Annotated in this window: 23 protein-coding genes and 1 tRNA gene; 12 read left to right on the top strand and 12 right to left on the bottom strand. The window is 71.9% G+C overall.

Annotation, left to right across the window (positions count from 1 at the left end; all coding sequences use genetic code 11):
• Position 1 precedes the first annotated feature (1 nt).
• The gene (locus C464_RS03280; protein WP_049910812.1) at positions 2-808 is read right to left on the bottom strand and encodes an alpha/beta fold hydrolase; all 807 of its coding nucleotides are present in this window, start codon (positions 806-808) and stop codon (positions 2-4) included.
• A 104-nt stretch (positions 809-912) separates the two neighbouring features.
• On the opposite strand from C464_RS03280, the gene C464_RS03275 reads away from it, so the two are divergent.
• A complete protein-coding gene (locus C464_RS03275) occupies positions 913-2,223 on the top strand; it encodes a phosphoribosylamine--glycine ligase (RefSeq protein WP_006112101.1) in 1,311 nt (436 codons plus the stop codon).
• 64 nt (positions 2,224-2,287) lie between these two features.
• On the opposite strand, the gene C464_RS03270 is transcribed toward C464_RS03275, so the two are convergent.
• Positions 2,288-3,067 carry a helix-turn-helix transcriptional regulator gene (locus C464_RS03270; RefSeq protein WP_006112099.1) on the bottom strand — a complete coding sequence of 260 codons (780 nt, stop codon included), beginning with the start codon at positions 3,065-3,067 and terminating at the stop codon, positions 2,288-2,290.
• Between the two features lie 142 nt (positions 3,068-3,209).
• On the opposite strand from C464_RS03270, the gene C464_RS03265 reads away from it, so the two are divergent.
• The 3 genes from C464_RS03265 (at position 3,210) to C464_RS03255 (ending at position 5,570) form a co-directional block, all read left to right on the top strand.
• Entirely contained in the window at positions 3,210-3,590 is a 381-nt protein-coding gene (locus C464_RS03265; protein WP_006112098.1) for a hypothetical protein, read from the top strand.
• 203 nt (positions 3,591-3,793) lie between these two features.
• Positions 3,794-4,348: a helix-turn-helix domain-containing protein gene (locus tag C464_RS03260; protein ID WP_006112097.1), complete on the top strand. Its 555-nt coding sequence runs from the start codon at positions 3,794-3,796 to the stop codon at positions 4,346-4,348.
• 19 nt (positions 4,349-4,367) lie between these two features.
• Positions 4,368-5,570 (top strand): HD domain-containing protein, encoded by a 1,203-nt coding sequence (locus tag C464_RS03255; protein ID WP_006112096.1) that lies wholly within the window; start codon positions 4,368-4,370, stop codon positions 5,568-5,570.
• Between the two features lie 47 nt (positions 5,571-5,617).
• Here C464_RS03255 and C464_RS03250 read toward each other — a convergent pair whose 3' ends face one another.
• Positions 5,618-6,022, bottom strand: coding sequence for a universal stress protein (locus C464_RS03250; protein WP_006112095.1), 405 nt, complete (start codon positions 6,020-6,022; stop codon positions 5,618-5,620).
• A 150-nt stretch (positions 6,023-6,172) separates the two neighbouring features.
• Here C464_RS03250 and C464_RS03245 point away from each other — a divergent pair, with 150 nt between their 5' ends.
• The 5 genes from C464_RS03245 (at position 6,173) to C464_RS03225 (ending at position 10,645) form a co-directional block, all read left to right on the top strand.
• Positions 6,173-7,435 (top strand): HD domain-containing protein, encoded by a 1,263-nt coding sequence (locus C464_RS03245; RefSeq protein WP_006112094.1) that lies wholly within the window; start codon positions 6,173-6,175, stop codon positions 7,433-7,435.
• 31 nt (positions 7,436-7,466) lie between these two features.
• A complete protein-coding gene (locus C464_RS03240; protein WP_006112093.1) occupies positions 7,467-8,246 on the top strand; it encodes a class I SAM-dependent methyltransferase in 780 nt (259 codons plus the stop codon).
• A 59-nt stretch (positions 8,247-8,305) separates the two neighbouring features.
• Positions 8,306-9,370, top strand: coding sequence for an amidohydrolase family protein (locus C464_RS03235; protein WP_006112092.1), 1,065 nt, complete (start codon positions 8,306-8,308; stop codon positions 9,368-9,370).
• Positions 9,371-9,468: 98 nt separating this feature from the next.
• Positions 9,469-9,924, top strand: a complete 456-nt coding sequence (locus C464_RS03230; RefSeq protein ID WP_006112091.1) for a hypothetical protein — start codon at positions 9,469-9,471, stop codon at positions 9,922-9,924.
• A gap of 79 nt (positions 9,925-10,003) precedes the next feature.
• Positions 10,004-10,645 carry a thymidine kinase gene (locus tag C464_RS03225; RefSeq protein ID WP_006112090.1) on the top strand — a complete coding sequence of 214 codons (642 nt, stop codon included), beginning with the start codon at positions 10,004-10,006 and terminating at the stop codon, positions 10,643-10,645.
• A 63-nt stretch (positions 10,646-10,708) separates the two neighbouring features.
• Here C464_RS03225 and C464_RS03220 read toward each other — a convergent pair whose 3' ends face one another.
• The 4 genes from C464_RS03220 to C464_RS03205 all read right to left on the bottom strand — a co-directional run bounded on the left by C464_RS03220 (position 10,709) and on the right by C464_RS03205 (position 13,689).
• The gene (locus tag C464_RS03220; RefSeq protein ID WP_049910807.1) at positions 10,709-11,890 is read right to left on the bottom strand and encodes a PAS domain S-box protein; all 1,182 of its coding nucleotides are present in this window, start codon (positions 11,888-11,890) and stop codon (positions 10,709-10,711) included.
• A 106-nt stretch (positions 11,891-11,996) separates the two neighbouring features.
• Positions 11,997-12,338, bottom strand: coding sequence for a hypothetical protein (locus C464_RS03215; protein WP_006112088.1), 342 nt, complete (start codon positions 12,336-12,338; stop codon positions 11,997-11,999).
• Between the two features lie 89 nt (positions 12,339-12,427).
• Positions 12,428-12,988: a transcriptional regulator FilR1 domain-containing protein gene (locus tag C464_RS03210; RefSeq protein ID WP_006112087.1), complete on the bottom strand. Its 561-nt coding sequence runs from the start codon at positions 12,986-12,988 to the stop codon at positions 12,428-12,430.
• Positions 12,985-13,689, bottom strand: a complete 705-nt coding sequence (locus C464_RS03205; protein WP_006112086.1) for a class I SAM-dependent methyltransferase — start codon at positions 13,687-13,689, stop codon at positions 12,985-12,987. Before C464_RS03205 ends, C464_RS03210 begins: the two co-directional genes overlap by 4 nt.
• A gap of 59 nt (positions 13,690-13,748) precedes the next feature.
• Here C464_RS03205 and C464_RS03200 point away from each other — a divergent pair, with 59 nt between their 5' ends.
• Together C464_RS03200 and C464_RS03195 are read left to right on the top strand one after the other, a co-directional pair.
• Entirely contained in the window at positions 13,749-14,261 is a 513-nt protein-coding gene (locus tag C464_RS03200; protein ID WP_006112085.1) for a CinA family protein, read from the top strand.
• A 73-nt stretch (positions 14,262-14,334) separates the two neighbouring features.
• Positions 14,335-14,754 carry a universal stress protein gene (locus tag C464_RS03195; protein ID WP_006112084.1) on the top strand — a complete coding sequence of 140 codons (420 nt, stop codon included), beginning with the start codon at positions 14,335-14,337 and terminating at the stop codon, positions 14,752-14,754.
• Between the two features lie 44 nt (positions 14,755-14,798).
• On the opposite strand, the gene C464_RS03190 is transcribed toward C464_RS03195, so the two are convergent.
• The 5 genes from C464_RS03190 to C464_RS03170 form a co-directional block, all read right to left on the bottom strand.
• A complete protein-coding gene (locus tag C464_RS03190) occupies positions 14,799-15,002 on the bottom strand; it encodes a hypothetical protein (RefSeq protein ID WP_006112083.1) in 204 nt (67 codons plus the stop codon).
• 104 nt (positions 15,003-15,106) lie between these two features.
• Positions 15,107-16,549 (bottom strand): carotenoid oxygenase family protein, encoded by a 1,443-nt coding sequence (locus tag C464_RS03185; protein ID WP_006112082.1) that lies wholly within the window; start codon positions 16,547-16,549, stop codon positions 15,107-15,109.
• Positions 16,550-16,650: 101 nt separating this feature from the next.
• A tRNA-Thr gene (locus C464_RS03180) sits at positions 16,651-16,724 on the bottom strand.
• Positions 16,725-16,785: 61 nt separating this feature from the next.
• Complete coding sequence (locus C464_RS03175; protein ID WP_006112081.1) at positions 16,786-17,331, bottom strand: GNAT family N-acetyltransferase; 546 nt, start codon at positions 17,329-17,331, stop codon at positions 16,786-16,788.
• Positions 17,332-17,397: 66 nt separating this feature from the next.
• Positions 17,398-18,126, bottom strand: a complete 729-nt coding sequence (locus tag C464_RS03170; protein ID WP_049910806.1) for a CBS domain-containing protein — start codon at positions 18,124-18,126, stop codon at positions 17,398-17,400.
• 180 nt (positions 18,127-18,306) lie between these two features.
• Between C464_RS03170 and udk the strand changes: the two genes are divergently transcribed.
• Positions 18,307-19,005 (top strand): uridine kinase, encoded by a 699-nt coding sequence (udk, locus tag C464_RS03165; protein ID WP_006112079.1) that lies wholly within the window; start codon positions 18,307-18,309, stop codon positions 19,003-19,005.
• Positions 19,006-19,251 lie beyond the last annotated feature (246 nt).

Below are 19,251 nucleotides of genomic sequence, written 5' to 3'. Positions count from 1 at the left end.
CTCAGGCGACCCCGCCGAGGAAGGCCCGGATCCGGTCGTTCACGCGCTCGCGCTCCTCGACGAAGAAGAGGTGCGGGCCGCCGTCGAACAGGTCGACGTCCGCGTGCGGGAGGAGCTCGCCGAGCAGCTCCGCGTTCTCCGCGGGGAGCACCCGGTCCGCCGTCCCGTGGAGGACGAGCGTCGGCACGTCGACCGCGTCGAGCCGGCCGCTCGCGTCGAACGCCGCCACCGCGGCCGCCTGCGCCTCGCGGCCCGCCGGGGTCGCGTCGCCAGCCAGCCGCCAGTCGACGATCCGGTCGACGAGCTCCGGCTCGCGCTCGTAGAAGCCGTCGGAGACGGCGGGCTCCATCAGGTAGCGGATCCGCTCGCGCGGGGCCGCGTCCTCAGGCGCGGAGGAGATGTGCTTCTGGACGTCCGGCGGCGTCGGGGTCGCGTCGTCGCCCCCGGGCGAGGTACAGAGCAGCGTCAGCGAGGCGACGCGGTCGTCGGCGAGCGCCAGTTCCTGCGCGATCATCCCGCCCATCGACGCGCCGCAGACGTGGGCCGCGTCCGCGTCGCGGTCGTCGAGGACGGCCGCCGCGTCGGCCGCCATCTCGGCCGCGGTGTACGGCCCCTCCGGCGCGTCGGAGTCCCCGGTCCCGCGGTTGTCCGGCCGGAGCACCTCGTAGTCGTCGGCCAACGCCTCGGCGAGCCACCGCCACATCCACCGGCCGTACCCGAGTCCCTCGAGCAGCAGCACGGTCGGCTCGCCGGGCTCCCCGTCGACGGCGTAGTCGATCGTCACGCCGTCCCGTGTCACGCTTGGCATACCCGGATCGACCACGCGGTCCTTCATCAACCCGGGCGTTAACGTTTCAACCATCGCGGTCGGTCGGCACCCACACTCAAGTTCGTCGCCGGAGACGGCCCCGCATGGATACCGCGAACTTCCTCTTCGTCTCGGCCGACGCGGCGCTGATAGCCGACCTGGCGTGGCAGGTACACCGCGAGGGCCACGCCGTGAAGTACTACGTCGAGGCCGAGAGCGACCGGGAGATCGGCGACGGGTTCGTCCCGAAGACGGACGACTGGCGCGCCGAGGTCGACTGGGCCGACGTGATCGTCTTCGACGACATCTGGGTGGGGTCCGAGGTCGGGACCGGGGCGCTCGCGCGGGAGCTCCGCGAGGCGGGGAAGGCCGTCGTCGGCGGGACGCCGAACACGGACCGCCTCGAAGAGGACCGCGGGTACGCGATGGAGGTGCTCGAAGAGAACGGGGTCAACACCGTCGAACACCACGTGTTCCGCGAGTTCGACGCCGGGATACAGCATGTCCGGGAAAACCCCGCGCCGTACGTGATCAAGCCGCTGGGCGAGGTCCAGAACGTCAAGCGACTCCTCTACGTCGGCGACGAGGACGACGGCAGCGACGTGGTCGACGTGCTCAGCGCGTACGAGAAGGCGTGGGGCCACCGGATGAAGGGGTTCCAGCTCCAGCGGAAAGTCGAGGGCGTCGAGGTCGCGGTCTGCGGCTTCTTCGACGGCGACGAGTTCGTCGACCGGGTGAACTTCAACTTCGAGCACAAGAAGCTGTTCCCGGGGAACATCGGCCCCTCGACGGGCGAGATGGGGACCTCGATGTTCTGGGCGGGGCGGAACCGGCTGTTCCGGGAGACGCTCGGGAAGCTGGAGGGGTGGCTCGCCGACGAGGGGTACGTCGGCAGCATCGACGTCAACTGTATCGTCAACGAGACGGGCATCTACCCGCTGGAGTTCACGCCCCGGTTCGGCTACCCGACCATCGCCCTCCAGGAGGAGTCGATCGAGTCGTCGACGGCCGAGTTCTTCTACGACCTCGCGCACGGGAACGCGCCGGAGCCCGAACTCCACGGCGGCTACCAGATCGCCGTCAGGGTCGTCCTCCCGCCGTTCCCCTTCGACGACGAGGAGACGTACGACGAGAACTCGCGGAACGCGGCGGTCGTCTTCGAGACGGCGGAGCGCGACGGCGTCCACTTGGAGGACGCGAAGCAGGTCGACGGTCAGTGGCGCGTCGCGGGCGAGAGCGGGATGCCGATCGTCGTCACCGGGAAGGGCGAGACCATGGGCGCGGCGCGCGAGCAGGCGTACGACCGCATCGACCGGATCGTGATGCCGAACATGTACTACCGCGACGATATCGGCGAGCGCTGGGTCGACGGCGACGGCGACCGGCTTCAGGCGTGGGGGTACCTCGGGCCGTAACGTCGGCGTTGGCCGGACGGAGAGGGCTCTCCGAAGCGTCCCCGCCGGCGTCTCCCCGGTCGGGCTAGGTGCTCTCGACGGCGGTCCGCTTGAACTCCGCGTACCGCTCGGTCGCCCACTCGACGGCGTCGGCCGACTCGTTCACGATCGTGCCGGGGACCCCGCCCTCGTTGTAAAAGGTGATGCCGGCGACCGCGGACTCCGGGAGTTCCATGACCCACAGGCCGTAGGGAACGGACTCGTCGGTCCGGTAGACGGTCGTGCTATCGAACCCGGTGAGGGTCTCGAACTCGGCGCTGTAGTTCTCCGCGACGGAATCGGACAGGTCGGACTCCATCACGATCTCGAGTTCGAACGAGCCTCGATCGCACCGCCGGTTGAGGACTTGGAAGTATTCGCGGTAGACGACGGGTGCGGTGCCGATCATCCTCGTCGCGTCAGGAAGTAACTCCTGAGCGGGGCGGAACGCGATGTCCGGCGTCCGGACGGACCGATGAATCTCGGCGTCCCTGATGATAGCGCTGCTGATCGGGGCGTCGGCCGGCATCGTCGTCAGGACCGGTGCGGCGCTTTGGAGGTCGTCGACGGTCTCCCGGTACGTTCGATGGGCTTGAAACATGAGTCCGCCGAGCGTCGTCGCGGAGTACCGGCTGGCATTGCGTCGCGTCCGCTCGATACATCCGGTCTCGAGGAGTTCGTTGACGGCTCGATCGACCGTCGAACGCGAGCACCCGAGTTCCTCCACGAGCTCCGGCTTCGAGTACGCGTCATCGAGGAGCAGTTCGATCGTGTCGTGACGCTTCGAGAGGACTCGACGGGGATCGCGGTCGGTCGCTGCTACCATCCGTTACTACTACCACAGCCCCGGAGATCATATATCTGACCGTGTGGCGGCGGTCGTTTCAGCGGTGTGAAACCAGTCAGCGAACGTGAATTCGCTCGGCAAGTGGGGGTAAGTCGAAGCCCCGCGATCGGTTCGGTAGATGATGGGTCGAGACGAGCCGGCGAACGAGTGGGACGATCCGTACCAGATCATCGAGACCGGTCGGGCCGAGGAGCCCTCGGACGGGGAGAAAGCGGCGATACTGGACGCGATCAGGGCCGGATACGAGGCGGAGCACACGACGACCCCGCTCGACGGGAACGCGTCGTTCCGGCTGGAGCGGTTGACGCCGCGAGGCGACCCGCCGGCGACCGAGTACGAGTTCGAAGTACGGCGATTCGTCGGACGGACACCGGGCGACCGATACGCCGGAACCGTTCGGGTCACCGACGACGGCTGGACGGCGACCTTCGAGACGGGACAGCGGCGCAGTGCGCTGCTCTCGAACGTGTGGACTCTCCTGCCGTACACTTCGACCGAGTGACCGCGCCGAACCCCGTCAAACCTGACGCCTGAGCGCGCGTCCGTCGAGATGCCCGTCGCGTCGCTCGACGTGGCGGTCGAGCCGTCGACGGGCGACCTCTCGTCGGACCTCGTCCGCGAGAACGGAGCCGGGACCGCGGTCCCCGGCGGGGGCGAGCGACGCCCTCCACGAGTTTTTAACGGTCCGGCTCCACTACTCGCGGTATGCCGAAGTATTCGACGGGCGGCGGCGGCGGCGGCGACGACGGGGACGCGTGCGAGCTCTGCGGCCGCGAGACCGCGGACCTCCGCAAGGCGACGGTCGCCGGCGCGAAGCTGCTCGTGTGTTCGAACTGCCGCCCCCACGACGACGCCGGCAACGCCCCGAGCGATCGTGGCGGGCCGAGCGGCGGGAGCGCGGGCGGGAGCCCCGGCGGTGCCGGGGCCGGCTCGCAGCCGACGGAGAGCCGGAACAAGGAGCTCGCCCGCAAGCAGGCGAAGATGTACGACTCCGCCACCGGCGATTCGAAGCGCTGGGAGGAGGAGGGGACGAGCTACGAGTCGGACCGCCTCCCGTACCTCGTCTCCGGCTACGGCGACGTCGTCACGGAGGCCCGGCAGGACGCCGGGCTGACCGTCGAGGATCTCGCGGCCGAGCTGGAGGTCGACGAGGACGACCTCCTCGCGGTCGAGGACGGGCGGGCCGCGACCGCCGGCGTCGGCGGCTCGGTCGTGCGCGCGCTCGAGGAACGGTTCGGGATCGACGTCGTCGACGAGTGACCCGGACCGAGGGAAGCGGATGAAGGCGATCAAAGACAGCGTCCACGGCCACGTCCGGCTCGGCGACGTCGCCGCGGAGCTGGTCGACACCCCCGCGTTCCAGCGGCTGCGGCACATCAAACAGCTGTCCACGGTTCGGCTCGTCTACCCCTCCGCGAACCACACGCGGTTCGAACATAGCCTCGGCGTCTACCACCTCGCGCGCCGCGCGGTCGACGGGCTCGGCGTCGACGACGACACCGCGGCCCACGTCCGCGCCGCGGCGATGCTCCACGACGTGGGGCACGGCCCGTACGGCCACCAGACCGAGGGGATCATCCGGCGGGCGACCGGCCGCGACCACGACGACGTGGGGTGGCTGCTCACCGACGCCGACCGCGAGGTCTGTCAGGTGCTCGAACGCAACGGGCTCGACCCGGAGCGCGTCGCCGCGCTGATCGACGGCGAGGGCGCGCTCGGCCCCCTCGTCTCCGGAGAGCTCGACGTCGACCGCATGGACTACCTCGTGCGCGACGCGCACCACACGGGCGTCCCGTACGGCACCGTCGACACCGGTCGGCTCGTCACCGAGCTCCGACTGATCGGCGGCGACGAGGCGGGGGCGTCGGCCGACCTCGTCTTGGACGAGGGGAACGTCGCCACCGCGGAGAGCCTCCTCGTCGCGCGCTCGCTCATGAACGCCGTCGTCTACCGTCACCACGTCTCCCGGGTCGCGGGCGCGATGCTGGAGCGCGCCTGCGAGCGCTACCTCGACCGCACGGACGCCGACGCCGAGTCGTTCCGGCGGATGGCCGACCACGACCTCCTCGTCGAGCTCCGCGACCGCGTGCCGGCGCTCGGCGAGCGCATCGAGCGGCGCGACCTCTACAAGCGCGCGGTCTGGGCCGAACTCGACGAGGTGCCGACCGGGACGGTCGACGCGGGCCGGCCGGAGGAGCGCGCGGCGGAACGCGAGATCGCGGACGACGTCGGGATCGACCGCGACGCGGTGATCGTCGACATCCCCTCGCGCCCGGCCCTCAAGGAGTCCGGCTCCGCGGTCGTCGTCGACGGCGTCCCGCAGCGGTTGGAGGACGCCTCGGAGCTCGTCACCGGCCTCCGCGCCGCCGAGCGCCGCCGCTGGACGCTCGGGGTCTACTGTCCGGCGGAGCACGTCGACGCGGTCGGGACCGCGGCGCGGGAGGTCCTCGGCCTCCGCGCGACCGGGCGGCCCCCCGCCTAAGGGGGTCGATTACGGGTCCCGTCGGACCCCGCCGCACCCTCCTCGGCTCAGTCCTCGTCGGCGACCGGAACGGTCAGGACGGGGCGGTCGGCGTTCAAAATCACCGCCTGCGTGGTGCTGCCGAAGACGGCCTTCCCGGCCGGGCTCCGCTTCCGCCCCGAGACGCAGACGAGGTCGGCGTCGACGGCGTCCCCGGCCGCGAGGAGCTCCTCGCCGGGGTCGCCGCTGGCCTCGTGGTGGGCGCAGTTCACGCCGGCCGCCTCCAGCACCTCTCGGGCGCGCCGCACCGTTCCGAGCTGGTGGACCGACGCGCCTTCCGGGTTGTCTTGGAAGACGTGACAGAGGTGCGCGGTCACCGCCTCCGGAGCCGCCGGCAGGTCGGCTATCGCCTTCGCCTGTGCGATCGCCCGCGGCTCGTCTTCGAGCGCGACACCGAGCAACACGTGGTACATGTCTCCGAGTTCGGCGAGACGGGTTATAAATCGCACCGGGGATTCGCACGCGTCGTCGACGGCGAACGACGCCCTTCGGCCTCTCCGACTCCGCGACGAGGCGCGCCGTCCACTCCCAGCCTTTTATCTCGTGCCGCCGAAGGCCGACGCATGATCACGGTCAAGGACACCGTCCACGACCACATCGAGATCGACGGTGTCGCCGCGGACCTCGTCGACACGCCCGCCGTCCAGCGGCTCCGCCACGTCAAACAGCTCGGGACGGTCCGGCTCGTCTACCCCTCCGCGAACCACACGCGGTTCGAACACAGCCTCGGCGTCTACCACCTCGCGAGCCGCGCGCTCGACCACCTCGGGATCGAGGGGAAACGCGCCGACCGCATCGAGGCGGCGGCGATGCTCCACGACGTCGGCCACGGGCCGTTCAGCCACAACCTCGAAGCGCTCACCCACCGCCGGACCGGGAAGTACCACGACGACGTCGACGAGCTGCTCGCGACCGGCGCGGTCGGCGAGGTCCTGCGCGACCACGACCTCGACCCGGACCGGATCGCCGGGATCGTCGCGGGCGAGGGCCGGTACGCGGGGCTCGTCTCGGGGGAGCTCGACGTCGACCGCATGGACTACCTCGTGCGCGACGCCTACCACACGGGCGTCCCGTACGGCACCATCGACACGGAGCGGTTCGTCCGCGAGCTGACGTTCGTCGAACGAGGCGACGCCGCAGAGACCGACGGGTCGGGCCGCGACGGTCCCGAACTCGTCTTGGACGAGGGCAACGTCCAGACCGCCGAGAGCCTCCTGCTCGCCCGCGCGCTGATGAACCCGGTCGTCTACACCCACCACGTCGCCCGCATCTCGAAGGCGATGCTGCGCCGCGCCGCGAGCGAACTCCTCGACGCGACCGCGACGACGGCCGCCGAACTGCGCCGGATGGACGACCACGACTTCCTCGCCGCGGTCCGCGACTGCCGGGCGACCGCGGAGCTCTCGCGGCGCTACGACGAGCGCGACCTCTACAAGCTGGCGGTGTGGGCGGAGTACGACGACGTCCCGGAGCGCGTCCACGCGGCCGACCACCCGGCCGAGACCGCGCTCGAACGCGAGATCGCCGAGGAGGCGGGCGTCGCCCGCGACCACGTGATCCTCGACGTGCCGCCCGAGCCGGAGATGCGCGAGTCGACCGCGCGCGTTACGGTCAACGGCGACATCCGGCGGCTCGAACGCCAGTCGCCGCTGGTCTCCGCCCTCCGAACCGCGCAGCGGAACCAGTGGCGGCTCGGGGTGTACGCCCCCGAGCCGGCGACCGACCGGGTCGGCCGCGCGGCCGCGGACGTGCTCGGCCTCGACCCGGACGGGCTCGTGACCGAGGTGCGCGGGGCGATGCCGACGACGCTCGACGAGTTCGAGTGACGCTTATGTCGCTCCCGGCCGATCCGCCGCCGTGACCGACGACCACCGCGAGAACCGTCGCCTCTGGAACGAGTGGAGCGACGCCTTCCAAGCGCTGTGGAACGCCGACACCGACGAGTCCGGGGTCCCGCCCGCGCCGACGCCGTTCGACCCGGACGGCCACGCGGCGACCGGCTCCGCGTTCCCGCCGCCGGTCGCGGGCGCTGCCGTCGTCGAACTCGGCTGCGGCGGCGGACAGGGGAGCGTCGGCACCGCGCTGGCAGGTGCCGACCGCGTGGTCGGCGTCGACATCGCGGAGGCACAGCTCCGTCACGCGCGTCGGCTCCGCGACTACTACGGCGTCGACGCCCGGTTCCTCCAAGGCGACGTGACCGACGTCCCGCTCGCCGACGACGCGTTCGACGCCGCGTTCTCGGAGGCGGCGTTCCAGCTGGTCGCGGACCTCGACGCCGCGGTGCGCGAGGCGCGTCGCGTGCTCCGGCCGGGCGGCGCGTTCTACCTGTCGGTGATGCACCCGTTCCGGGAGCTGATCGACCCCGAGACCGGAACGATCGGCAGGGGATACCACGCGCCGCCGCGGCGGGAGATCGAGATCGACGAGTCGTACGACGCGGACCTCGTCGCCTTCGACCGGTCCGTCTCCGAGCTTCACCGCGCCCTCGCGGACGCGGGGTTCGACGTCGAGCGCGTCGTCGAGCCGGAGCCCGACGGCGGCGAGACGACGAGCGAGGGCGACGCCGCGGCGACCGCCGAACCGCGGGCGCTCCTCCCCGACACGCTCGGGTTCTGGGCGCGACTCGACGCGCGGTGACGCCGTCGGTCGGAGCCGCTCCCCCCGATGTTTTACCCGCGGCGCGTCGAGCCTCCGGTATGTACCTCGAAGGGACGGTCCTCGTCGGTCCCGACTTCGAGCCGGTCGAGGGCCGAGTCGTCGTCGCGGACGGCGAGATCGTCGAGGTCGAGGAGACGTCGGTCGGCAGCGACGACGTGATCCTCCCGGCGTTCGTCAACGCGCACACGCACGTCGGCGACTCGATCGCCAAGGAGGCGGGCGCGGGGCTCGCGCTCGACGAGCTGGTCGCGCCGCCGGACGGGCTGAAACACCGGCTCCTCCGGGCGGCCGACCGGGGGGAGCTGGTGGCCGCGATGGCGCGCACGCTGCGGTACATGGAGTCGACCGGCACGGGGACGTTCCTCGAGTTCCGGGAGGGCGGCGCCGACGGCGTCGCCGCGCTCCGCGACGCGCTCGCGGGCCGGGGCGTCGAGTTCGGCGAGCGCGCGGTCGACGCGGTCGTCTTCGGCCGCGGCGACCCCGACGTGCTCTCCGTGGCGGACGGGTACGGCGCTTCCGGCGCGCGCGACGCCGACTTCGACGCGGTCCGAGCGGCGGCCCGCGACGCCGGCAAGCTGTTCGGGATCCACGCCGGCGAGCGCGACGCCGACGACGTCAACGCCGCGATGGACCTCGAACCCGACTTCCTCGTCCACATGGTCCACGCCGAGCGGATCCACTTGGAGCGGCTCGACGACCGCGGGACGCCGGTCGTCGTCTGCCCCCGGTCGAACCTCGTGACGAACGTCGGCGTGCCGCCGATCCGCGAGCTGGCCGAGCGGACGACCGTCGCGCTCGGCACCGACAACGTGATGACCGACTCGCCGTCGATGTTCCGCGAGATGGAGTTCGCGGCGAAGCTCGCCGACCTCCCCGCCCGGGACGTCCTGCGGATGGCGACGGTCAACGGTGCCGAGGTTGCCGGGGTGAACCGCGGCGTGATCGAGCCCGGGGCCGACGCGGACCTGCTCGTCCTCGACGGCGACTCCGACAACCTCGCCGGCGCGCGCGACCTCGTCCGCGCGGTCGTCAGGCGCGCCGGCCGCGCCGACGTCTCGCGGGTCGTGATCGGCGGCGAGGCCGTGGTCCCGCGAGACGACTGAGTCGCGTTCGGCCCGGCCAACCCCAGCGCGTCCCCCGATTCGCTCGCGGGGTTCGGCCGCCGACGGAGTGAAACCCCTCCCGACCGTGTAGCCTCACGATGACGACGCTCTCGCTGCTCGCCGGCCTCGCCTTGGGGCCGGTCGTCGGACTCGTCGCGACGCTCGCGATGGACGTGGTGATGGCGCGGCTCCCCGAGGGAGCGACCGCGCCGAAGGTCGCGGCGGGCGTGCTCACGGACACGCCGGTCGACGACGCGCCGGAGCGGCTGGCGACGTGGGTCCACTACGTCGCCGGCGCGGGCTCCGGGCTGCTGTTCGTCGGTCTGTTCGCCGCGACCGGGCGGATACTCGGGGGCGGCACGGCCGTCACGGTCCTCGTCACGGGGGTCGTCCAACTCGCGCTGATGGTCGGCTTCTTCGCGCTCGTCCCGCTGCCGCGCGCTCCCGGCCTCCCGCGCCAGCGGCTCGGCCCGATCCGCCGCGACTGGGCCGCCTCCGCGGGCGCGTACGTCGTCGTCGCCGCGGTCGTCGTCGCGGTCGCGACCGGGATCTGACCCCGCGACGACGCCGGCTCGACGCCGACCGCCCGCCCGGAGAGAAACGGTTTAGTCGCTGGCTCCGGCCCGATCGGGTATGCACGCCATCACTCGATCCGGCTGGATCGAGGTCATCTCCGGGTCGATGTTCTCGGGCAAGACGGAGGAGCTGCTCCGCCGGCTCCGCCGATCCGAGATCGCCGGCCAGTCGGTCGCGGTGTACAAGCCCGCGGTCGACGACCGCTACGGCGAGACGACGATCGGGAGCCACACCGGCCGGCAGTGGGAGGCCACCGTCGTCGACAACGAGGGGGACGGGCCGCTCGACATCCTCGACGACGACCCCGCAGAGGTCGTCGCGATCGACGAGGCGAACTTCTTCTCCGAGGCGCTCATCGAGGTGTGTAACACCCTCGCGGACCGCGGCAGCCGCGTGATCGTCTCGGGCACCGACCAGACGTTCCGCGGCGAGCCGTTCGAGCCGCTCCCGCGGATCATGGCGACCGCCGAGTACGTCGACAAGCTCCAGGCCATCTGCTCGGTCTGCGGCGAGCCGGCCTCGCGGAACCAGCGGCTCATCGAGGGCGAGCCCGCGCACACGGACGACCCGACGATCCTCGTCGGCGCGGAGGAGTCGTACGAGGCCCGGTGTCGCGACTGTCACGTCCTGTTGACCGGCGACCGCCCGGAGGGGGAGCGACCGTTCGAGGGCGCGGAAGCGGACCACGCGAACGACTGAACCGATCGCCGGCCGCCGCCGCGACCGGACCGCCGTTTCCGTCCGCCCGCTGCGCCCGCCGGCTCAGTCCGCCCGCTGCGCCCGCCGGTAGGCCCACAAGTGCCCCTCTCCGTCCGGCAGGTCGATCGGCCGGTAGGTCCGCATCAGCGCGCTCCCGTCCGCGAGCGCCAGCCGCTCGTCGTCGACCGCACGTCGCTCCTCGACGATCGCCTCGATCCGCGCGACGAACCCCTCAGGGTCCGCGAACCGTTCGCTCAGCTCGACGGCGAGTCGCTCGCAGTCGCGCCCGGTCGCGGCCGACGGGTCGCCGTCGACGTCGAGCAGTTCGTAGAGCCGCTCGTTAACCCGGAGTACCCGCCGATCGGTGTCCTCGACGAGCATCCCCACGGGGAGCGCGTCGAGCGCGGTCGACAGCACGGCGTTCGACCGCTCGATCTCGCGTTTGCGCGCGACCTCGTCGGTCACGTCCTCGAACTGCGAGAAGACGCCGATCACGGCACCGTCCGCGTCGGTCACGACTTGGTTGTGCCACGCGCACCGGATCCGCGTCCCGTCGCTCCGGACGTTCTCGTTGACGCTCCGGAACCCGCCCTTGTTGGAGAGCAGGTCGCGTTCGAGCGCCGCCACGTGTCGGTACTCGGGTTCGGGGACGAACGGAAGCCACGTCCCGCCGAGCAGTTCCGACTCGTCGTAGCCCAGGATCTCCTCCGCGGCGGGGTTCGCCCGGACGATCCGAAACGCGTCGTCGTACTCGATCGTCCCCAGCGGCGACTGGTCGATGAACCGCGAGAGCCGCTCCTCGCTGGCGGCGAGCGCGGCCCGCGACCGGTGCTGGTCGACGGCGTTGCGCACGCGGTTGGCCAGCACCTCGTACTGGTCGTTGCCGCGCTGCTTCTGTAGGTAATCGGTCGCGCCCGCCGAGATGGCCTCGCTCGCGATCTCCTCGCTCCCCTTCCCCGTGAACAGCACGAACGGGACGTCGATGCCGCGGTCGCGGACCCGCTGGAGAAACGCCAGTCCGTTCGTCTCGGGCATGTCGTAGTCGGAGACGACGCAGTCGATCGGCGCCGTCGTCAGCGCGTCGAGCGCGTCGTCGACGTCCGTCTCGGACCTGACCTCGAACGCCTCGTCGATCCGTTCGAGGTACGTCTCCGTCAGGTCGAGGAACGCGGGATTGTCGTCGACGTGGAGGACGCGGACCGTCGACGAGTCCGCCGATCTGGGGTCTGCGGGAGGCCCCGACATGTCAACGCGTACCGCGACCTCGTTCATATACGTTCGGGTATCTCCGCCCGACCCGTCGGACGACCTCTCCGGTCACCGCGCCCGACGCCTCGGACGGTCTATCGGATCACGCCGCGTCGGCGCGGAGCCCTGCGTCCGCGTCGCCTCCCGCGTCGACGGCGCGCTCGTCCGCGCTCGCCTCGTCGTCTCCCTCGGTCGCTTCGTCCGCGCTCGCCTCGTCGTCTCCCTCGGTCGCTTCGTCCGCCGTCGCGAGCCGGTACAGCCCGACGAGCGCGCCGGCCGCGATCAGGGTCCCCTCGACCTTCGCGGCCGCGTACACCCAGTCGCGCGGCTCCGCCTCGCCGGCGTTCCGGTAGAGCGCGCGCGTCCAGAGCGCGACGGCGCGCCGCGGCGCGACGGCTTCGAGCAGTCCGCCGATCCCGGCAACCAACAGCAGTAGCGCTTTCATATGCGGCCTTCGACGGCGACCCTGAAAAGCGGTCCGGGGCCCCGCGTCACCGACTCGGGTCTCTCGTCACCGACCCGGGGCCGGCGCGCTCATCCCTCGGTCACCCGTTCGGCCGCGTCGAGGTAGCGTCCACAGGTCGCGGCCGCCCACTCCCGGACCGCCGGGTCGTCCGTCGTCAGCAGCGCCGCGACACCGTCCCCGTCGATCAGCCCGACCGCGGCGCGGTCGTCGGCGAGGACCACCGCCACCGGCGACTCCCCGTCGTGCCGGTACGCGTCGACGCCGCGCTCGGCCAGCGCGCGCCGGACGATCGGCCCCGTCGCTCCGGCGAGGCGGTCGCCCGCGGCGTCGGTGAACACGACGCGGACCTCGTGCGGAACCGCCGCCACCGACTCGTTCAGTCGTCGGGCGAGGTCGGCGTCGAACCGCGGGACGACGGCCACGACGCCGTCGGCCTCGGCGATCAGTCCGGCGAGGCGCTCCACGGGCGTCCGGGCGTCGCGCCCGCCTCCGGAGCCGCCTTTCGGCCCCGCCCCGCGTTCGGCGACTTCGACTCGGTCGACGAGCCCGGCCGGGTCGTCGTCGTCGACCGCGCGCGCCACCAGCGTCCGGAGGACCGCCGCGGGCGACGCGGACGCGTCGTCGCTCACGCGTCTCGCCCGTCCGCGGCGCTCTCGGCACCGGTGGCGGAACCGTCCGCGGTGGGCCGATCGGTCGCGTCTCCCGGCCACCGGTCCGGGGCGTCCGGGCGCGTCGGGTACGACTGCCGTCCGCCCGTCGACTTCTGCGCGAGCAACCGCGCCGCGGCGCGCCGGCGGTCGCCCGGGCGCTCGGTCGTCGTCTCGTCGTAGTAGCGCACGCTCAGCCCCAGTCCCGCCCGAAGCAGTTCGTTCGCCGCGAAGCGGTAGCGGTCGTCGCTCGGCCCCGACGGCGACGGCTCCGCGGACCGCAGGTGTCCCTCGACGTAGAGGTAGCCGTCGGGTTCGAGCGCCGCGATCATGTCGGCGACCCGGTCGAGCGCGTGGAAGTAGCTCATCGTGATCACCGCGTACGTCTCCGCCGGGAAGCCGTACGTCGAGACGTCGCCGCGGACCGTCTCGACCCGGTCTCCGACCCCGCGTTCGACGGCGCGCTCGCGGACGACGCGGAGTCCCACCTCCGACGCGTCGAGCGCGTCCACGTCGTAGCCGCGGGCCGCGAGGTAGACGGCGTTGCGGCCGGTCCCCGCCGCGACGTCGAGCGCGCGGCCGTCGGGCAGCGACGGCTCGTAGGCGCGGAGCACGGGGGACGGCTCGGGGGCGCGCGGGTACTCGCCCGACGCGAAGCGGTCGTCCCAGTCGGTGTCGGTCACGGTCGGCCTTCGGCGCGACGGGGCGTAAACCTCAGGGGCGTCTCGCCCGGAGCGGCGGTATGGAGGACACGACGCCCCCGGCGGAACGCCTGAACGCGCTCCTCGGCGACCGAGACGAGACCCTCGCGACCGCGGAGTCGCTCACGGGCGGGCTGGTCGGGTCGCGGGTGACGGACGTGCCCGGCGCGAGCGCCTACTTCGACCGCGGGTTCGTGACGTACACCTACGACGCCAAGCGGGAGCTGCTCGGCGTCTCCCGCGAGTCGCTCGACGCGCACGGGGCCGTGAGCGAGCCCGTGGTCCGCGAGATGGCGGCCGGCGCGCGCGACCGGGCGGACGCCGACTGGGCGGTCGCGACGACGGGGATCGCGGGGCCGTCCGGGGGAACCGACGAGAAACCGGTTGGGCTCGTCTACGTCGGCGTCGCGCACGCCGCCCCGTGGGGCACCGGCGAGTCGTTCGTCCGCACCGAGCGGGTCGTCCTCAACGGCGACCGCGACGCGGTGAAGCGCGGCGCGGCCGAACGCGCGCTCGACGCGCTCGTCCGGACGATCGAGGACGGCGACGCCTGAGCGGCTGCTCGGCCGGCGAGGCGGGCGCGGATCACCACCTGCGTTTATGGGCTAGCTGCGCGTCTTGCCGGGTATGATATCGCGCGTGCTCGTGGCGATGGACGGTTCGGACCTCTCGGAGCGCGCGCTCCGGTACGCGCTCGACGCCCACCGAGACGCCGAGGTGAGCGTGATACACGTCGTCGGCGGCGCGTCGCCGATGATGGGGGCGGCCGCGGGGATCGCCCTGTCGGAGGCCGGCGACGACGGGATCCGCGAGGCCGCCGAACCCGTCTTCGAGCGGGCCCGCGAGATCGCCGCGGAGTGCGACGCGACGGTCGACACGATCGTGGAGGTAGGAAAGCCCGCGCGGGGTATCCTCGATCACGCCGAGGAGTTCGACGTCGTCGTGTTGGGTACTCACAGCGGGTCGCTCGCGGACCGACTCCTCGTCGGCAACGTGGCGAAGGCGGTGTTTCAGCGCTCGCCGGTGCCGGTGACGGTCGTTCGGTGAGGCCCGCCCTCGACCCGTCTCGGTCCGAGTTCGGCCCGCCGCCGTCAGTCGATGTAGGCGTTCCCGACGACCGCGACGAGCAGCGCCGCGATCACGATCCACGTGAGCGGCTCGACCGCGAGCAGTCGGAGCGGTCGCGCGACCGACTCATCGAAGCCGAAGAGGGTACCGCCGGCGAACGCGACGGCCACCACGAGCGCCCCGACGATTCCGGCCGCGCCGAGCAGCGCTCGGTCCGACGAGTCCATACCCGACGTGCGCGTCGGGCGCACTTAAGCGATGGCCGCGGGGGGAGCCGTCGTCGCTCCTCCGTCGATTACCGCGACGTGGGTCCGCGGGACGGGCGGCGGCGTCACGCCATGCTGCGTCCCGGGGTCGACAGCCCGTAGAACTGCCCGTGGAAGCCGAACGGCAGGCGGTGGGGAAGCTCGGCTCGCCCGACCTCATCGAGCGTCCCGGCGTCGAGGCAGACCAACCGCGAGCGGTCCGCCTCGGGGTCTAACACGACCGAGAGCAGGACCCCGTCGTCCTCGTCGTCTCCGTCGGGGGCGGGAACGAACAGCGGCTCCCCGGGGTGCGTCCCCGACTCGCGCCAGCGGCGAACGGTGCCGGTCTCAACGTCCACCTTCGTGATATCGGTCGGCAGGCTCGACGCGCCGTCGGTCTCGGCGAGGTAGACGTACCGGTGGGGTTCGCCGTTGACCGCGCGGTAGTTGATCACCGGGAACTCGACCGGCCCGCGGTGAAGCGTCTCGCGCTCGGCCTCGCCGCCCGACAGCGGGACCGCGTACCGGCACAGGTCGCCCCGCGGGAGGTCGGGCTCGTCGCTCCGGAGGTTCGAGAGCGCGAGTCCGGTGACCGCGCGCTCGTCGTCGAACGCGACGAGGTCGACGACGATCTCGCCGTCGCGCTCGAACGCGTTCGCGTGGTGGTAGACGAACGCCGGCGGTGCCGACGCGGTCGCCACGCGCTCGCCGGTCGACCGATCGAGGACGACGAAGCGGAGGGGGGCCGAGAGCGGTCGGAACGCGTCGAGGAACGTCTCCTCCGTCACCGCGCCCCTGAGGAGGCGAGCGGTGTCCAACCCGTACGCGTTCACGGTAACGACGACGTGTCGGTCGGTCACGGCGAACGAGTGGATGTACGGCGCCTCGTCGAATCGGAGCCGGGTCAGCGCGGTCGGCGTGCCGCCGTCTTTCGGGCGCTTGAACAGGGTGTACACGGTGTCGCGACCGTACGAGACCCCCAGATTGAGGAACTCTTCGGCGTCGGGGTCGTAGTGAACGTGCGCGAGGGTCAGGTCGCAGTCCAACCCCGCGGTGAGGTCGATCCGGCCGGTCGTTTCGAGCGTGTCGGGGTCGAACGTCAGCGCGGTCGGCGACTCGGTGACCGCCGCGTACTCGTCGCCGAACCGCTGGACGCCGATGACGGGGTTGTCCGGGAATGTCCCGTCGAGGACCTGCCGGAGCCGCGTCCAGACCGGGCGGTCGGGCGGCGTCCCCGGGAACGGCGTTCGAACGCCGCCGCGCTCCCGCGCGTACGCGTAGTCGCGGCTCCGGACGAACCGGTTCGCGTACCTGACCTCGCCGTCGTCGATCCGGAACCGGCGGAGCATGGCGAACGGGTCGAACCAGTGGCGCAGCTCCGTGTCACCGGCCTCGAACTGCCCCGGCCCGTTCCCGATCAGGTCGCCGGACAGCCAGTCCGGAAACGCCCCGCTGACGGGCAGTCGCGCGTCGTCGATCTCTTCGCGTTGCGTGCGGAGCCCGGCGCGGTGATCTCGGTGGTCGTTCACACGACACGTTGAAACCGAGCGGGTCTAGAACCATCGGTGGTCGCGACCGCCGGGCGCGACACTGCGAGCGCCGCTGGGAAAAAACCGGACGCGCGGCGTCAAGCCAGGGCAGGGATTTGAACCCCGGAAGTCTCGATTACAAGTCGAGTGCATGAACCACCCATGCTCCCCTGGCGCGTGCGGCCGTACTCGGTCCTCCTATGAGTGCGTGTCGCTTTCCGCGAACCCGGCCGGCGTCAGTCGCTTTCTCCCGTCGCGCCGTCGCCGTCGTCGTCGCGGGTCTCGCCGCCGAGCGACTTCGTCAGCTCGACGCGGTGGCGGTCGTAGCCGCGGTCCGCGTAGAACGCCCGGGCGCGGTCGTTGTCGGCGAGCGCCTCCAGCGCCACGCGGTCCGCGCCCCGCTCGGCGAGCGCGCGCTCGGCCGCGTCGAGCAGCGCCGCGCCGATCCCCTCTCCGCGTCGGTCGGGCACGACGAAGAGGTTGCTGACGGTTCCGCGGACGGCGTCGCGCTCGTAGCCGCCGCGTTCGAGCGTGAAGCCGACGAAGCCGACGAGGTCGGTTCCGTCGGCCCCGTCCGGTGCCGCCTCCGTGCCGCGGGCGACGAACAGTTCGCCCGTGACGGCGGACTGCGCGGCCCACTCGCGGACGGTCGCCCGGTTCGCCTCGGCGCGGAGCGTGGCCCCGTGCTCGCGCTGCCCCGCGGCGAGCGAGACCCACATGTCGGTGACCGCGTCGACGTCGTCGGCGGTCGCCGGCTCGATCCGCGCGTCCGTCTCGGCCATGCGCTCGCCTTCGGCTCGCTGCCTGTTGAGGCTGCCGGCCGCCGGATCGGTCGCCTCGGGGTCGGCTCAGATCTCGCGGCAGTTCGGGCAGACCGCCTGCCCGTTCGACGTTACGAGGTCGGGGACCAGCGCGCCGCAGTTCTCGCAGACCCCCTGCGTCGAGGCCCCGCTCGTGGCCTCCGCGACCGGATCGCCGCCGCCGTCGGTCCCCGCCGCTCCGTCTCCCGGACCGGCCGCGACGCGGCCCGTCGCGCCCTCAGGGTCCATCGTCGCCGCCGCGCCGTGCCCCGCGCCGGAGTCCGCCGCGGCCGCGGCCGTCAGGGCCGCCTCGTCCGCTCGCGGCTCGCCCGGGGGCGCCTCGCCGCCGAACCCGTCAGCGCCGGTGCCCGTCCGCGGCGCGACCGCGGCGAGCGCGTCGCCGTCCGTGACGACCCCGACCGCCGCTCCGTCATCGACCGCGACCACCCGGTCCGCGCCCTCCGCGACGAGGCGCTCCTCGACCGCCGCCAGCGAGTCGTCCGGCGACACCGCCGGCAGCGGCGGGCCCATCGCGTCCCCGACGGTGAGGTCGGCGGGGTCCGCCTCGGACTCGCCGGCGACGCCGGTCGCGTCGAGCAGCGCGTCGAGCGCGTCGCGGGACTCCAGCCGCCCCACCGGCTCGCCGCCGCGCACGACGACCAGACAGTTCGTCTCCTCGTCGACCAGCAGCGCGGCCGCCTCCGAGAGCGAGTCCGACTCGCTGGCGCCGAGGAACTCGCGGTGCATCACGTCTCGGACCGTGGTATCTGTTCGCATACGACTCGGATCCGCTCCGAACGGCTAAAAGATGCCCCCGGTAGGGTTTTAACCGCGCCGTACGTACGCATGAGATCGGTTCGCACGCCACTCGACGTGCGGCGCGTGTGCGGTGCGATCGGAGGCCGCACGCGACGAGGAAAAGGGAGCGTTCAAACCCTCCGGCGTTCGAACGCCGGTATGGCTATTCCCTCGTTCGTGATCGGGATCGCGGGGGGGACGGGCGCGGGGAAGACGACGGTCTCCCGGCTCGTCACCCGCGACCTCGGCGACAGCGTCACCCGGATCCCGCTGGACAACTACTACGAGGACCTCTCGCACCTCGCGTTCGAGGAGCGGCAGGAGGTCAACTACGACCACCCCTCGGCGTTCGAGTGGGAACTCCTCCGGCAGCACCTCGAAGCCCTCTTGGAGGGTCAGTCCGTCGAGATGCCGCAGTACGACTTCGAGATCCACAACCGGAAGGACGAACGCGTCACCGTCGAGCCGACGGACGTCATCGTCCTAGAGGGAATCCTGGCGCTGTACGACGAGGCGATAAACGACATGATGGACCTGCGGCTCTTCGTCGAGACCGACGCCGACGTGCGAATCTTGCGCCGGATCCGCCGGGACGTGATCGAGCGCGGCCGCGACCTGGAGGGCGTCATCGACCAGTACCTCTCGACGGTGAAGCCCATGCACGAGCAGTTCATCGAGCCCTCGAAGAAACACGCCGACGTGATCATCCCGGAGGGGGCCAACAGCGTCGCGGTGAACCTCTTAGAGGAGAAGCTGCGCGCCGAGGTCGAGGGCGACGCGGTGCGGAGCTGGGAGCGCGGCAGCCTCGAACAGGAGCTCGGCGAGAAGCGCTCGCTCGACGTCGACGGCGACGATTAATCGCGATGCGTTGTCCCAGTTAACCGGGCCAGAAGGAGAACGGTAGCGAACACCGTCAAAGCCCCAGTCGCGAGGACTCGCGCGCCTCGTTGCGCGCTTCAGTCGCTCACGTTGCTCGCTCCTTCCAGTGCTTACGTCGGCGTGCTTCGTCCTCGCGACTGCCCCTTCGAGTCCCACCCCACACTGCCAGCAACCACACCCTACGCCTCCCCAGCCTCGCGGTTCGCGCTCTTCGAGCGCTCACCG

Origin of the sequence: Halorubrum coriense DSM 10284 (genome assembly GCF_000337035.1) — an archaeon.
Taxonomy (GTDB): domain Archaea; phylum Halobacteriota; class Halobacteria; order Halobacteriales; family Haloferacaceae; genus Halorubrum; species Halorubrum coriense.
Note: the sequence above shows the minus strand (reverse complement) of the source record. Positions and strands in the feature narration are given on the sequence as shown.

Coding starts and splice junctions, on each gene's coding strand:
- C464_RS03175 (WP_006112081.1), bottom strand. CDS start 17,331: ATGGCCGAGACGGACGCGCGGATCGAGCCGGCGACCGCCGACGACGTC.
- C464_RS03280 (WP_049910812.1), bottom strand. CDS start 808: ATGCCAAGCGTGACACGGGACGGCGTGACGATCGACTACGCCGTCGAC.
- C464_RS03265 (WP_006112098.1), top strand. CDS start 3,210: ATGGGTCGAGACGAGCCGGCGAACGAGTGGGACGATCCGTACCAGATC.
- C464_RS03245 (WP_006112094.1), top strand. CDS start 6,173: ATGATCACGGTCAAGGACACCGTCCACGACCACATCGAGATCGACGGT.
- C464_RS03200 (WP_006112085.1), top strand. CDS start 13,749: ATGGAGGACACGACGCCCCCGGCGGAACGCCTGAACGCGCTCCTCGGC.
- C464_RS03190 (WP_006112083.1), bottom strand. CDS start 15,002: ATGGACTCGTCGGACCGAGCGCTGCTCGGCGCGGCCGGAATCGTCGGG.
- C464_RS03195 (WP_006112084.1), top strand. CDS start 14,335: ATGATATCGCGCGTGCTCGTGGCGATGGACGGTTCGGACCTCTCGGAG.
- C464_RS03255 (WP_006112096.1), top strand. CDS start 4,368: ATGAAGGCGATCAAAGACAGCGTCCACGGCCACGTCCGGCTCGGCGAC.
- udk (WP_006112079.1), top strand. CDS start 18,307: ATGGCTATTCCCTCGTTCGTGATCGGGATCGCGGGGGGGACGGGCGCG.
- C464_RS03260 (WP_006112097.1), top strand. CDS start 3,794: ATGCCGAAGTATTCGACGGGCGGCGGCGGCGGCGGCGACGACGGGGAC.
- C464_RS03220 (WP_049910807.1), bottom strand. CDS start 11,890: ATGTCGGGGCCTCCCGCAGACCCCAGATCGGCGGACTCGTCGACGGTC.
- C464_RS03235 (WP_006112092.1), top strand. CDS start 8,306: ATGTACCTCGAAGGGACGGTCCTCGTCGGTCCCGACTTCGAGCCGGTC.
- C464_RS03250 (WP_006112095.1), bottom strand. CDS start 6,022: ATGTACCACGTGTTGCTCGGTGTCGCGCTCGAAGACGAGCCGCGGGCG.
- C464_RS03270 (WP_006112099.1), bottom strand. CDS start 3,067: ATGGTAGCAGCGACCGACCGCGATCCCCGTCGAGTCCTCTCGAAGCGT.
- C464_RS03215 (WP_006112088.1), bottom strand. CDS start 12,338: ATGAAAGCGCTACTGCTGTTGGTTGCCGGGATCGGCGGACTGCTCGAA.
- C464_RS03230 (WP_006112091.1), top strand. CDS start 9,469: ATGACGACGCTCTCGCTGCTCGCCGGCCTCGCCTTGGGGCCGGTCGTC.
- C464_RS03225 (WP_006112090.1), top strand. CDS start 10,004: ATGCACGCCATCACTCGATCCGGCTGGATCGAGGTCATCTCCGGGTCG.
- C464_RS03170 (WP_049910806.1), bottom strand. CDS start 18,126: ATGCGAACAGATACCACGGTCCGAGACGTGATGCACCGCGAGTTCCTC.
- C464_RS03275 (WP_006112101.1), top strand. CDS start 913: ATGGATACCGCGAACTTCCTCTTCGTCTCGGCCGACGCGGCGCTGATA.